Consider the following 12,262-nt stretch of genomic DNA (forward strand, 5'->3'; position numbering starts at 1 on the left):
GAAAAATGGCGATGACCGATACCACTACTCAGCGGAACCGCCCGGAGAACCCCGACAAGGAATCGACTCCGCTCGTCAAGCGTGGCGGGGGAGCCCCCGCCACCCGCGGCCGTACGACCATCGCCGACGGCGTGGTCGAGAAGATCGCGGGGATGGCGACCCGCGATGTGGTCGGAGTGCACGCGATGGGCAGCGGTTTCTCGCGCACCTTCGGAGCCGTGCGCGACCGGGTCCCCGGCGGCGGCAAGTCCGTCACCCGCGGGGTGAAGGCGGAGGTCGGTGAGTCCCAGACCGCTCTCGACCTGGAGATCGTCGTCGATTACGGCGTCTCGATCTCCGACGTCGCCCGCGACGTACGGGAGAACGTGGTCGCGGCGGTCGAGCGGATGACCGGGCTGGAGGTCGTCGAGGTCAACATCGCGGTGAGCGACGTGAAGCTGCCCGACGAGGCCGACGACGAGGACCAGCCCGAGCCACGGCTCCAGTAGACCTCCGACGCGAGGCAGTTGAGGAGCACACGATGAGCATGGCTGTGGCCGGCATGGTGGCCGGCATGGCGCTCGCATTCGCCGGGTACTTCGGTGGATTCGGGGCCTTCCTGCTGGTGGCCGCACTGGGAGCGGTCGGCTTCGTCGCCGGCCGCCTCCTGGAGGGCGACCTGGAGTTCGGTGACTTCTTCCGGAGTCGCGAGCGCGGCGACCGACGGCGGTGACGGTGTTGTCGGTGAAGGACCGGATCGCCGCCGGTGAGCGCGGGGAGACCCGGATCGCCGACCGGGTGGTCGCGAAGATCGCCGCACAGGCGGCGAAGGAGGCGATCGACGAGCCACCGGAACAGGGCGCCGCACCGCGCGCCACGGTCACGGTGCACCGGGACACCGCCCGGGTGCGGGTGAGCCTGGAGCTCGGATACCCCTGCGACATCGGCCGCCAGTGCGGCGGGGTGCGTCGCCATGTCGCCGAACGGGTAAGAGCGTTGGCGGGGATGGAAGTGCCCGAGGTGGCCGTACAGGTAGAGCGCCTGCATCCGACGGGAGCGAGCGCCGCGGCACAGGGGAGGATCCAGTGACCGAGCCCCATGAACCGGAGCACCCCACCCGACGGCTGCCCACCCCGGGCCCCGTCGAAGAGGGCGGTGCGCTCGAACTCGACCAGTCCGCCTCGTCCGCCGCGTACGACCCGGTGCCCGCGCGCCAGAAGCGGCCCGCCGGGGCGGGCCGCTTCTGGTCGGCGCGCCGGATCCCCGCGACGCTCCTCGCGCTCGTGGTTCTCGGCGGCAGCGGACTGCTGCTCTACGACGTGGCCGCGGTGCGGGCCGACCGTCCGGCGATGCGGTGGCGCCGGTCGCTGGCCGGCCAGCTCGCCGAGCGCCCGCTGGAGAACACCTGGCTGCTCGCCGCCGCCGCGCTCGCCGTGGCCATCGGCCTGTGGCTCCTCGTGCTCGCCGTCACCCCCGGCCTCCGCGCCCTGCTGCCCATGCGCCGCGACCGTCCCGGCGTACGGGCCGCACTCGACCGGTCCGCGGCCGCACTGGTCCTGCGCGACCGGGCCGTCGAGGTGTCCGGAGTGCAGTCGGTACGGGTCCGGATGGGCCGGGGCAGGGTGGTGGTGCGCGCCGTCTCGCACTTCCGGGAACTCGACGACGTACGGGCCGATCTGGACACCGTGCTCGGGACCGGCATCAGGGAACTCGGGCTGGCCCGGCCGCCGAGCCTGTCCGTACATGTCCGCCGGCCCGCGAAGAAGGGGTGAGCCCGTTGCTCAGGACCGTCAACCGGGTACTGCTCGGCCTCGCCGGGCTGGTACTGATCTGCTGCGGCGGCGCGGTGCTCGCCGCCGGCCTCGGCCTCGCCGTGCCGCCCTGGTGGCCCTGGTACGGCAAGGGCGATGTGCTGATCAGCGCGGCCGACCGGAACCGCTGGCGCGACCAGGGCTGGTGGTGGCCGGCGGTCATCGCCACCCTCGCCGTCGTGGTCGTCCTCTCCCTGTGGTGGCTGCTGGCCCAGCTGCGCCGCGCCCGCCTCGCCGAGGTGCTGGTGGACAGCGGGGACGGCGAGGGGGCGCTGCTGCGGGGCCGGGCTCTGGAAGGGGTGCTCGCCGGTGAGGCGGGGACGCTGGACGGGGTGGCCGGCGCCCGGGTCGCGCTGACCGGGCGGCGCAGCGCGCCACAGGCCAGGATCCGCCTGCTGATGGAGCCGCACGCGGCGCCGGACGTGGCGCTCGGCCGCCTCACCGACGAGGCGCTGGCCCATGCGCGGGACTCGGCGGGGCTGGCCGAGCTGCCGGCCGAGGTGCGGCTGAGGGCGGTCAAGCACCGCGCGGAACGGGTGAGCTGACCGCCGGTCGCCGGACGAGCCGGCCGGCGACCGGGGGACGGACCCCGGTTCAGAAACCGTGCCGGGAGCCGCCGTCGACCGGCACCATGACGCCTGTCAGATACGAGGCGGCGGGCGAGAGCAGGAAGGCCGCGGTCCGGCCGAACTCCTCCGGGGTCCCGTAGCGCCGCAGCGGGATCTGCGCCTCGCTCGCCGCCCGGGCGGCCTCCGCGTCGCCGGAGAGGGCGTCCAGCTCACGCACCCGGTCCGTGTCGATCCGGGCCGGCAACACGCCCACCACCCGGATCCCGCGCGGACCGAGCTCGTCGGCCAGGGACTTGGCGAAACCGGCCAGGCCGGGACGGAGCCCGTTGGAGATGGTCAGCCCGGGGATCGGCTCGTACACGGAGCCGGAGAGCACGAAGCCGATGACACCGCCCTCGCCGAGCACCTCCGCCGCGGCCCTGGCGAGCCGTACCGCGCCCAGGAACACCGACTCGAACGCCGACTGCCACTGCTCGTCGGTGTTGTCGGCGAGGAAGCCGGGCGCGGGCCCGCCGACGCTGATGAGAATGCCGTCCAGCCGCCCGAACCGCTCGTGCGCCGCGTCCACCAGACGCCGTGCGGAGGCCGGGTCGGCGTTGTCGGCGGCGAGGCCGACCGCGTCCGGCCCCAGTCCGGCGGCGGCCGCCTCGGCGCGCTGCGCGTCCCGGCCGGTGATGATCACCCGTGCCCCGTCGTCGGTGAGCGCCCGCGCCGTGGCGTTGCCCAGCCCCCGGGTCGCTCCGGTGACGATGTACACACGGTCCTTCAGTCCAAGATCCATGGCCCCTATCCTGCCGCGTCGGGCTCCAGCGTGTCCTCACCGGCCAGTGCCATGGCGGTGCCGACGAGACCGATGTGGCTGAACGCCTGCGGGAAGTTGCCCAGCTGACGGTGGCCGACGGTGTCGTACTCCTCGGCGAGCAGCCCCACGTCGTTACGGAGCGCCAGGAGCCGCTCGAAGAGGTCCCGGGCCTCCTCGGTGCGCCCGGTCAGGCGCAGCGCGTCGGCCAGCCAGAACGAGCACGCCAGGAAGGCCCCTTCGCTGCCGGGCAGCCCGTCGATCGAAGCGCCGTCCGTGCTGTAGCGGCGGACCAGGCAGTCCCGGCCCAGCTCGGCCCGGACCGCGTCGACCGTACCGATCACCCGGGGATCGTCCGGCGGCAGAAATCCGGTCCGGGGGATCAGCAGGGTCGCTGCGTCCAGGTTCCGTGAGCCGTAGGACTGGGTGAAGGTGTTCCGTTCCGGGTCGTACCCCTTCTCGCACACCTCGCGGTGCACGGCGTCCCGCATCGCCCGCCACCGGTCGGCGTCGCCGGCCAGCGAGGGATCGTTCTCCAGGGTGCGTACGGCACGGTCGGCGGCGACCCAGGCCATCACCTTGGAGTGCACGAAGTGACGGCGCTGGCCGCGGATCTCCCACAGCCCCTCGTCCGGCTCGCGCCAGGTGGATTCCAGGAAGCCGAGCAGGCTGAGCTGCAGATTCCAGGCGTGCGGCTTGTCGTCGAGACCCGCTTCACGGGCGAGCCGCAAGGAGTCGATGACCTCCCCGTACACATCGAGCTGACGCTGGCGGACCGCGGCGTTGCCGATCCGGACCGGGGCGGAGTTGTCGTATCCGCGCAGCCACGGCAGCTCCGCCTCGGGCAGTCTGCGTTCGCCCGCGAGCCCGTACATGATCTGGAGGTCGGCCGGGTCCCCGGCGACCGCCCGCAGCAGCCAGTCCCGCCAGGCGGCCGCCTCCTCCAGGTAGCCGGCCGAGACGAGGGCGCCGAGGGTCAGTGTGGAGTCCCGCAGCCAGCAGAAGCGGTAGTCCCAGTTCCGTACGCCCCCGATCTCCTCCGGCAGCGAGGTGGTGGGCGCCGCCACGATGCCGCCGGTCGGGCCGAAGGTCAGCGCCTTCAGCGTGATCAGCGAGCGGATCACCGCTTCCCGGTAGGGCCCCCGGTACTTGCACCGGGCGGACCACTCCACCCAGTCGGACAGGGTGTTCTCCAGCGCCTCGTACGGGTCGACCAGTTCGGGGCGGGGCGAGTGCGAGGGATGCCAGGTCAGTACGAACGCCACCTTCTCGCCCGCGGAGACACTGAACGACGAGCAGGTGGAGAACTGCTGGCCCCAGGTCTTGACCGGCGGCTCGCTGCGCAGCCAGGCCGAGTCCGGCCCCGCGACCGCCACCCGGTGCCCCTGCGAGCGGCGCATCCACGGCACGACCGAGCCGAAGTCGAAGCGCAGCCGGATCACGGAGCTCATTTCGACGGTGCCGCTGACCCCCTCGACGATCCGCATGACGTCGGGTTCGTGGTCGCGCTGCGGCATGAAGTCGATGACCTTGACCGTGCCGGTGCGGGTCTCCCAGAACGTCTCCAGGACGAGGGAGTCACCCGCGTAGCCGCGCCGGGTACAGGTCTCCGCGCCCTTCGGGGCGATCCGCCAGTGGCCGTTGTCCTCGTCGCCGAGCAGGGCCGCGAAACAGGCACCCGAGTCGAAGCGGGGGAGACAGAGCCAGTCGACAGAACCGTTTCTGCCGACCAGGGCGGCTGTCTGGAGATCGCCGATGAGGGCGTAGTCCTCGATGCGTGGGGTCACGTTCTGGCGTGTTCCCGAACCCGGGCCTCGTTAAGCAGAGCCGGGCCGCAAGGGTCACCCGGCCGGGCACGCCCCCGCCCTCATCCGGCGGACCGGGGGTCAGGCCGTGGCGGGTTCCGGCTTCTCCGGCTCGGCGGGCTGCTGCTCCCCGGCGGCGGCCTCCGCCGCCGCGTCCGCCCGGTCGCGCTTCTCCCTGCGGGCCAGGACCACGAACCCGACCGGGACCCCGGCGGCGAAGAGCCACCACTGCACGGCGTACGCCATGTGCGGGCCGATCGAGCTGTCGTCGGGGGCCTCGATCGGTTCCGGGGAGTCGCCGGCGGGCTCGGGCGCGGTCAGTTCGATGTAGCCGCCGAGCACCGGCCGGGAGAGCCGTTCGGCCTCCTGGGTGCTGCTGATCAGCATCACCTGGCGGTCCGGCAGGTCCGAGATGTCCTTGATGCCGCTGGCGCTGGTCGTCTCGTCGGCCTTGAGCCGTCCGGTGACGGTCACCTCGCCCCGGGGCACGGCCGGTACGTCGGGGAAGGCCTGCTGGCTCGCGGCGGCGGGCACCCAGCCGCGGTTGACCAGGACCGTGCCGCCGCCCTTGAGATCGAGCGGGGTCAGCACATGGACGCCGATCCGGTCGTCGGAGGAGGTCCTGCGGCGTACGACCACCTGATGGGCGGTGTCGTACGTACCCGTGGCGGTCACCGTCCGCCAGTAGTCGGAGCGCGGGACCGTGTGACCCGGAGCGGTGAGGGAGGCGACCGGGACCGGCTTCGCCTTGAGGTTGCGGGAGATCAGGGAGTTCTGCGCGACCTTGTGCTCATGCCGGTGCAGCTGCCAGAAGCCCAGCTCGACCATGGTGGGAATCAGGACGAGGGCGAGGAGGGCGAGGATCAGCCACTGCCGGGTCAACAGGAAGCGGTACACCCCACGACGGTACAACTGTGCCGTGAGGTGCTACGCGCAGGGGTCGGGGAAGGGGGCGCGGCGAGGGCTGCTCAGACTTTGTCGATGATGCCCACCTTCCCCTCGGCGCGGGCGCAGTGCCCGCCGCAGAACCAGTGCCCGTCGACCTCGACACCCTGGCCGATGATCTGGACCCGGCAGTGCTCACAGATGGGCGCCATGCGGTGGATGGCGCAGGAGAAGCAGTCGAAGACGTGGATCGCGCCCTGCGCGTGCACCTCGAACGACATGCCGTAGTCGTTTCCGCAAACCTCACAACGTGCCATGCGCCACAGGGTGGGACGCCGGGGCCGCGGCGGCGAGCGGCGGGCGGGCGAGTCGCCGCCGGTTCACTCCGATGACGGCGCGGGCACCTGGGCGGTGGCGGGCGCCACATCGCGCAGCAGATGGGTGAAGGCGCTCTCGTCCAGGATCGGTGTGCCGAACGACTTCGCCTTGACCGTCTTCGACGTCGCCGCGTCCGGGTCATTGGTGACCAGCAGGCTGGTCAGCCGGGAGACGCTGGTCGCCACATGCAGCCCGGCCTCCACGGCCCGGTCCTCCAGCAGCTCGCGGTCGACGGAGGTGTCCCCGGAGAAGGCCACCCGCATGCCCTGCATGAGGGGTTTGTCCTTCTGGTACCGCCCGGGGTTCGGATACGGGCACGCCGGGCGCTTGCGCGAGGCGCGCCAGCTGTTCTGACCGTACGAAGGCTGATAGCCGATCCGCGGGGTGACCGGGGAGTCCGACCACTCGGTCAGCGGCCGGCACTCCAGCAGCGGCAGCCGCACCCCGCCCTGCGCCGCCGCGTGCAGACTCGGCCGGAACGCTTCGGCCAGCACCCGGGCGTCGTCCAGGGCGTGGTGGGCGTGCTGCTGCACGACGCCGAAGTGCGCGGCCAGCGACGCCAGCTTGTGGTTGGGCAGCGGCAGCCGCAGCTCCTTGGCGAGCGCGATGGTGCACAGCCGCTGTTCCACGGGGGCGACGATCGAGGCCCGTGCGTACTCCCGGGCCAGCATCGACCAGTCGAAAGCCGCGTTGTGCGCGACGAGGACGCGGTCCGCGAGCCGCTCGGAGAGCTGCGCGGCGACCTCCGGGAAGAGCGGGGCGCCTTCGAGCACCTCACTGGTCAGGCCGTGGATCCAGACCGGGCCGGGATCGCGCTCGGGGTTGACGAGGGTGTACCAGTGGTCCTCGACATTGCCCTGCGCGTCCAGGCGGTAGACGGCGGCGGACACTATCCGGTCGTCCCGTGCGAGCCCGGTGGTCTCCACGTCGACGACCGCGTACCCCTGTGGGTAGGCGGTCGGCCACGGTGCTGCGGTCTGGCGGTCGTCGAGCATGGTCACAGAGAATACGGGCCGCGACTGACAGTCTCCTATTCGGCCGTCCGCCCCCGCGTCCCGGTTCCGCGGCCCGGCCCCTGTCGTACGGGGCCCGTCAGCAGCCCTTCCACCAGGGCCCGCACGGAATCCTCGAACAGCCGGTCCGGGTCGGCGGGCCGGGCCAGTGCGCGGGCCAGCGCCGGGTCGTCGTCCGCGGTGGAAGCGGTCCACAGATCGCCCTCGCCGGGGGACTGGACGGGGGACCGCTCCCGGTTGCGTTCGACGAGCAGGAAGCCGACGGTCTGGAACTGCACCGCCCGCACCGCCGCCGCCGCCCGCGCCCCGCGCAGCCCCGCGGCGTGCACCTCGTGGACCAGGGCCTGTTGCGCGGGGAGGAACATCCGCTCGGTGAGCCCCCGTTCGTGGACCATCGCGATCAGATGCGGCCTGGCCCGCAGCTCGCGGCGCAGGCCGCGGGCCACGGAGACGATGCGGGCCGCCGGGGTCCGGCCGGCCGGGCGGAGGGTGCCCATCTCCCGCACGGTGCGCTCGACGAGGGCGTCCAGCAGCGATTCGCGATTGCCGACGTGCCAGTAGATCGACGTGACCGCGGTGCCCAGTTCAGCGGCCAGGGCACGCATGGTGAGGGCCTGCGGGCCGTGCCGCCGCACCAGGGCGGCGGCCGTGTCCAGGACCTCTTCGCGGGTCAGCGACGAACGCGCCACAGCGCTCCTTGATTCTCGAACTCCGTTACGTGCATGCCTATTTACCCTTCATCGACGTCGGTGTAACTGTGTTACAGAACCCGGCACGGAGAACCGAGAACCGATTCACGGACGACCGAGAAGGGTGGTACGGCATGGCACGCGTACGGTACGGCGCGCGCACCGAGGCCGAGATCTCCGCGGCCCGCGCGGCCCGCTCCACACTCCCCGACATCTGGTCCACCGGTGTGGTGGCCCTCTGGGAGAGCGACCCCGACGCGGTGGCGGCCGTCCTCCCGCCGCCCCTCGAACCCTCCGGGCGCCCGCTCGTCCGGGCGAACATCAGTACGGTCGAGCTGCCCGGCTACCCGCTCGGCGCGGGCTCCGTGGCCGTCGCCGCCGTCCACGACGGCCACGAGGGCTGGTATCCGCTCGTCATGCCGATGACCCATGAGCGGGCGCTGATCGGCGGCCGCGAGGTGTTCGGCGAACCGAAGAAGCTCGGCGAGGTGACCGTCGAACGCGAGGGCCTCGTCGTCCGGGCCGCGCTCGCCCGGCACGGCATCGAGTTCGTCGAGGTGCGCGGCGCGGTGAGCGGACCGCTCCCCCTGCCCGCACCGGCCGACAAGCTCGACTTCTACTTCAAGTACCTGCCCGCGGTGGACGGCGAGGGTTTTGACGCGGACCCCGTCCTGGTCCACTGCACCCGTCACGAGAAGGTCCGCAGGCTGGAACGCGTCTCGGGCGACGTGGTGCTGCGCGAGTCGGTGTACGACCCGGTCGCCGACCTCCCCGTACGGCGGCTGGTCGACCTCACCATCGGCGAGAAGACCAGCGACCAGCGGGGCAGGGCCGTGGCGAAGGTGAGTGCGAAGGCCCTGCTGCCGTACGTCCACCAGCGTTACGACGATCCGCAGCAGATCCACGACGGCCCGCCGGAGGGGAGCGTCCGATGAGACTCCAGGAGGGGCAGGTCGCCGTCGTCACCGGCGCCGCGAGCGGCATCGGCCTCGCGATGGCACGCAGGTTCGCCGCCGAGGGGCTGAAGGTGGTCCTCGCCGACGTGGAGGAGGGCGCGCTCGACAAGGCGGCGGGCGAACTGCGCCAGGACGGTGCGCGGGTACTGGCCAGGGTCGTCGACGTCAGTGAACGCGACTCCGTGCAGGCCCTGGCCGAAGCCGCGTACGACACCTTCGGCGCCGTGCATGTGCTGTGCAACAACGCCGGCGTCGGTTCCGGCGCCGAGGGCCGGATGTGGGAGCACGAGCCGAACGACTGGAAGTGGGCGTTCGCGGTCAATGTGTGGGGCGTCTTCCACGGCATCCAGGCGTTCGTCCCGCGCATGATCGCGGGCGGCGGCCCCGGCCATGTCGTCAACACCTCGTCCGGTGACGGCGGGATCGCCCCGCTGCCGACCGCCTCCGTGTACGCCGTCACCAAGTCCGCCGTCGTCACGATGACCGAGTCGCTGTACGCGCATCTGAGGGCAGAGGGCGCGCCGGTCGGTGCCTCGGTGCTCTTCCCCGGCCCGCACATGCTCCGTACCGGACTGTGGGAGTCGCACCGCAACCGGCCGGAGCGGTACGCAAAGGAGCGCCCGCGCAGGACCCCTTACCGCAGCGTCGGCCAGTGGGAGTCCGCCATGCGGGCGGCGGGCCACGAGGTGGAGTTCACCCCGGTGGAGGACGTCGCGGCGACCGTCGTGGACGGGATACGCGCCGACCGCTTCTGGATGCTGCCGGACAGCGAGCACAGCGACCGGCAGATCCGCGCCAGGTCGCAGTCGATGCTGGAGCGCGCCAACCCGTCGTACCTGGAGAGTTTCATACTCGACTGAGGAGCGAGCGATGACCGACGACCCGTACCTGATCATCTCCTCCGACTGCCACGCCGGGCTGCCCACCGAGGAGTACCGGCCCTATCTCGACTCCCGCTTCCACCGGGAATTCGACGGTTTCCTCGCCGGGCGCGCCCGCCGCCGCGAGGAGATGACCCGCCTCGGTGTACGCAACGAGGCCTTCGCCGACAAGTGGTTCCACGACAACGAGGAGGGCCTGAAGGGAGGTTGGGACACCGCCCGGCGCCTGAAGGAGCTGGACGGCGACGGGGTGGCGGCCGAGGTGGTCTTCCCCGACGCGGACGCCGTCGACAGCCGGACCGCCGCCCCGTTCGGCGTGGGCCTAGGCCTCTCCGGCGACCAGGACCCCGAACTGGGCATGGCGGGCGCGCAGGCCCACAACCGCTGGCTCGCGGACTTCGTCTCGCAGAACCCCGAACGCCACTGCGGGGTCGCCCTGCTGCCCGTCACCGGCGAGGTCGACGGGGTTGTCGCGGAGATCCACCGGGCGAAGGATTCCGGCCTCGGTGCGCTGATGATCCCCTCCATGTGGGTGGACAAGGCCCCTTACCACGACCGGCGTTACGACCCCGTGTGGGCGGCCGCCGCCGAGACGGGCATGCCGGTGGTCACCCACTCCGGCGCGGCCCCGCGCCACGAGTACGGCGACCATCTCGGGATCTACGTCTCCGAGGTCACCTGGTGGCCGTCCCGCCCGCTCTGGTTCCTGCTCTGGTCGGGCGCCTTCGAACGCCACCCCGGGCTGAGGTTCGGCGTCGCCGAGTCCGGCTGCTGGTGGCTGCCGAACCTCCTCTGGTTCATGGACCGGCTCTACCTCGGCGCCCACGGCGGCAAGAAGCTCTCGCCGTTCGCCGAACTGAAACGGCCCCCGCACGAGTACCTCGACCGCCAGGTCTTCATCTGCGCCACCAACACCAAGCGCCGCGAACTCGCCCAACGGTACGAGATCGGCGTCGACAACATCCTGTGGGGCAGCGACTACCCGCACCCCGAAGGCACCTGGCCCAAGACCGCCCAGTGGCTGCGCGACACCTTCCACGACATCCCCGTCGCCGAGACCCGCCGCATGCTGGGCCTTGCCGCGGCCGAGGTGTTCGGCTTCGACACGGCCAGGCTCGCGCCGATCGCCGAGCGCATCGGCCCCACCCCCGCCGACCTGGGCCAGAGCACCGACCAGGCGGCGGTCGAGGCGTCCTGGGCGCGCTCCCGCGAGACCGGCCGGCACTGGCTGACCGGCCACGACTTCCCGGTCCTGGGGGTCGACTGATGCCCCGTGAGCGCTACACCGTCATCTCCGCCGACTGCCACGCGGGTGCGGACCTCCTGGACTACAAGCCCTACCTGGAGTCGAAGCACCACGACGACTTCGACGCGTGGGCGGCGGCCTACGTCAACCCGTACGAGGACCTGGTCGCCGACACCGCCGACCGCAACTGGAACTCGGAGCGCCGCCTCGCCGAGCTGGAGGCGGACGGAATCGTCGCGGAAGTCGTCTTCCCCAACACCATCCCGCCCTTCTTCCCCTCCGCCTCGCTGATGGCGCCCGCCCCGTCGCGGGCGGAGTACGAACAGCGCTGGGCCGGCCTGCGCGCCCACAACCGCTGGCTCGCCGACTTCTGCGGGCAGGCTCACGGCCGGCGCGCCGGCGTGGCGCAGATCCTCCTCAACGACCCGGCGGAGGCGGTCCGCGAGGTCCGCCGCACCAAGGAGACGGGGCTCACCGGCGGCATCCTGCTGCCCGGCGCCCCGCCCGGCTCGGGCGTCCCGGAGCTGTACTCGCAGGCGTACGACCCGCTGTGGGCGGTCTGCGAGGAACTGGACGTACCGGTGAACCACCACGGCGGCTCGGCCTCCCCGCCGCTCGGCGACGAACCGGCGGCCCGTGCCGTCTTCATGGTGGAGACGACCTGGTTCTCCCACCGGGCGCTGTGGCACCTGATCTTCGGCGGGGCCTTCCGCCGCCACCCCGGACTGAAACTGGTCCTCACCGAACAGGGCTCCGGCTGGATCCCGGGCGTCGTGGAGATGCTGGACTACTACCACGGCCGCCTGGTCGCGGCGGCGACCCGGGCGACCACCGCGGAATCCAAGTTCGGTGCGGGCCTGGCCGCCTCGATGGGCGCGAGCCCGAGTGAGGTCTGGCGCGACAACTGCTACGTGGGCGCCAGCTTCATGCGCCCCCACGAGGTGCCGCTGCGCGACCGGATCGGCCTCGATAAGATCATGTGGGGCAGCGACTACCCGCACGACGAGGGGACCGCCCCGTACTCGCGGGAGGGCCTGCGGATCGCGTACGCGGGCGTGGAGCCCGATGAGGTCGCGGCTATGACCGGCGGCAACGCGGCCCGCGTCTACGGCTTCGACCTGGCGGCGCTCGACCGCGTCGCGGCGGAGGTCGGCCCGACGGTCGAGGAGATCGCCGAGCCGCTGAAGGAGGTCCCGGCGGGCGCGACCAGCCCCGCCTTCGCACCGGGCGGTTCGGTACGCGTCTGGTGAC

General features: G+C 72.1%; 15 protein-coding genes. 9 read left to right on the forward strand and 6 right to left on the reverse strand.

The features are described from left to right. Positions 1-11: 11 nt before the first annotated feature. From OHA19_RS30735 to amaP, 5 genes are read left to right on the forward strand one after another with little or no spacing between them, the layout of a single operon-like run. A complete protein-coding gene (locus OHA19_RS30735; RefSeq protein WP_405711383.1) occupies positions 12-488 on the forward strand; it encodes an Asp23/Gls24 family envelope stress response protein in 477 nt (158 codons plus the stop codon). A 32-nt stretch (positions 489-520) separates the two neighbouring features. Continuing rightward, positions 521-712 (forward strand): hypothetical protein, encoded by a 192-nt coding sequence (locus OHA19_RS30740; RefSeq protein ID WP_405711381.1) that lies wholly within the window; start codon positions 521-523, stop codon positions 710-712. 2 nt (positions 713-714) lie between these two features. Beyond that, a complete protein-coding gene (locus OHA19_RS30745) occupies positions 715-1,068 on the forward strand; it encodes a hypothetical protein (protein WP_405721324.1) in 354 nt (117 codons plus the stop codon). Then, complete coding sequence (locus OHA19_RS30750) at positions 1,065-1,751, forward strand: DUF6286 domain-containing protein (RefSeq protein WP_405752323.1); 687 nt, start codon at positions 1,065-1,067, stop codon at positions 1,749-1,751. The genes OHA19_RS30745 and OHA19_RS30750 overlap by 4 nt, the downstream gene beginning before the upstream one ends. Before the next feature lie 5 nt (positions 1,752-1,756). Next, complete coding sequence (gene amaP / locus OHA19_RS30755) at positions 1,757-2,335, forward strand: alkaline shock response membrane anchor protein AmaP (RefSeq protein WP_405753330.1); 579 nt, start codon at positions 1,757-1,759, stop codon at positions 2,333-2,335. A gap of 49 nt (positions 2,336-2,384) precedes the next feature. Here the strand turns inward: amaP and OHA19_RS30760 are convergent, their stop codons facing one another. The 6 genes from OHA19_RS30760 to OHA19_RS30785 form a co-directional block, all read right to left on the reverse strand. Then, a complete protein-coding gene (locus tag OHA19_RS30760) occupies positions 2,385-3,140 on the reverse strand; it encodes an SDR family oxidoreductase (protein ID WP_405711378.1) in 756 nt (251 codons plus the stop codon). 5 nt (positions 3,141-3,145) lie between these two features. Continuing rightward, positions 3,146-4,945 (reverse strand): glycoside hydrolase family 15 protein, encoded by a 1,800-nt coding sequence (locus tag OHA19_RS30765; RefSeq protein WP_405711376.1) that lies wholly within the window; start codon positions 4,943-4,945, stop codon positions 3,146-3,148. A 99-nt stretch (positions 4,946-5,044) separates the two neighbouring features. After that, entirely contained in the window at positions 5,045-5,860 is an 816-nt protein-coding gene (locus OHA19_RS30770; protein ID WP_405711374.1) for an SURF1 family protein, read from the reverse strand. 71 nt (positions 5,861-5,931) lie between these two features. Then, positions 5,932-6,165 carry a hypothetical protein gene (locus OHA19_RS30775; RefSeq protein ID WP_388581272.1) on the reverse strand — a complete coding sequence of 78 codons (234 nt, stop codon included), beginning with the start codon at positions 6,163-6,165 and terminating at the stop codon, positions 5,932-5,934. A gap of 63 nt (positions 6,166-6,228) precedes the next feature. Further along, complete coding sequence (locus tag OHA19_RS30780; RefSeq protein ID WP_405711372.1) at positions 6,229-7,227, reverse strand: DEDDh family exonuclease; 999 nt, start codon at positions 7,225-7,227, stop codon at positions 6,229-6,231. A gap of 29 nt (positions 7,228-7,256) precedes the next feature. Next, the gene (locus OHA19_RS30785; protein ID WP_405711370.1) at positions 7,257-7,928 is read right to left on the reverse strand and encodes a TetR/AcrR family transcriptional regulator; all 672 of its coding nucleotides are present in this window, start codon (positions 7,926-7,928) and stop codon (positions 7,257-7,259) included. 134 nt (positions 7,929-8,062) lie between these two features. Between OHA19_RS30785 and OHA19_RS30790 the strand changes: the two genes are divergently transcribed. The 4 genes from OHA19_RS30790 to OHA19_RS30805 are packed head-to-tail and all read left to right on the forward strand — an operon-like array spanning position 8,063 to position 12,261. Further along, the gene (locus OHA19_RS30790) at positions 8,063-8,863 is read left to right on the forward strand and encodes an acetoacetate decarboxylase family protein (protein ID WP_405711368.1); all 801 of its coding nucleotides are present in this window, start codon (positions 8,063-8,065) and stop codon (positions 8,861-8,863) included. Further along, positions 8,860-9,744, forward strand: a complete 885-nt coding sequence (locus OHA19_RS30795) for an SDR family NAD(P)-dependent oxidoreductase (RefSeq protein WP_405711366.1) — start codon at positions 8,860-8,862, stop codon at positions 9,742-9,744. The genes OHA19_RS30790 and OHA19_RS30795 overlap by 4 nt, the downstream gene beginning before the upstream one ends. 10 nt (positions 9,745-9,754) lie before the next feature. Continuing rightward, positions 9,755-11,032 carry an amidohydrolase family protein gene (locus OHA19_RS30800; protein WP_405711364.1) on the forward strand — a complete coding sequence of 426 codons (1,278 nt, stop codon included), beginning with the start codon at positions 9,755-9,757 and terminating at the stop codon, positions 11,030-11,032. Continuing rightward, positions 11,032-12,261 carry an amidohydrolase family protein gene (locus tag OHA19_RS30805; protein ID WP_405711362.1) on the forward strand — a complete coding sequence of 410 codons (1,230 nt, stop codon included), beginning with the start codon at positions 11,032-11,034 and terminating at the stop codon, positions 12,259-12,261. Before OHA19_RS30800 ends, OHA19_RS30805 begins: the two co-directional genes overlap by 1 nt. Position 12,262 lies beyond the last annotated feature (1 nt).

This window comes from Streptomyces sp. NBC_00012 (assembly GCF_045040875.1).
Classification (GTDB): Bacteria; Actinomycetota; Actinomycetes; order Streptomycetales; family Streptomycetaceae; genus Streptomyces.

Excerpts from the sequence above, each read along its gene's own strand:
- OHA19_RS30735 (WP_405711383.1), top strand. The coding sequence starts at position 12 with ATGACCGATACCACTACTCAGCGGAACCGCCCGGAGAACCCCGACAAG.
- OHA19_RS30740 (WP_405711381.1), top strand. The coding sequence starts at position 521 with ATGAGCATGGCTGTGGCCGGCATGGTGGCCGGCATGGCGCTCGCATTC.
- OHA19_RS30760 (WP_405711378.1), bottom strand. The coding sequence starts at position 3,140 with ATGGATCTTGGACTGAAGGACCGTGTGTACATCGTCACCGGAGCGACC.
- OHA19_RS30775 (WP_388581272.1), bottom strand. The coding sequence starts at position 6,165 with ATGGCACGTTGTGAGGTTTGCGGAAACGACTACGGCATGTCGTTCGAG.
- OHA19_RS30790 (WP_405711368.1), top strand. The coding sequence starts at position 8,063 with ATGGCACGCGTACGGTACGGCGCGCGCACCGAGGCCGAGATCTCCGCG.
- OHA19_RS30795 (WP_405711366.1), top strand. The coding sequence starts at position 8,860 with ATGAGACTCCAGGAGGGGCAGGTCGCCGTCGTCACCGGCGCCGCGAGC.
- OHA19_RS30800 (WP_405711364.1), top strand. The coding sequence starts at position 9,755 with ATGACCGACGACCCGTACCTGATCATCTCCTCCGACTGCCACGCCGGG.
- OHA19_RS30805 (WP_405711362.1), top strand. The coding sequence starts at position 11,032 with ATGCCCCGTGAGCGCTACACCGTCATCTCCGCCGACTGCCACGCGGGT.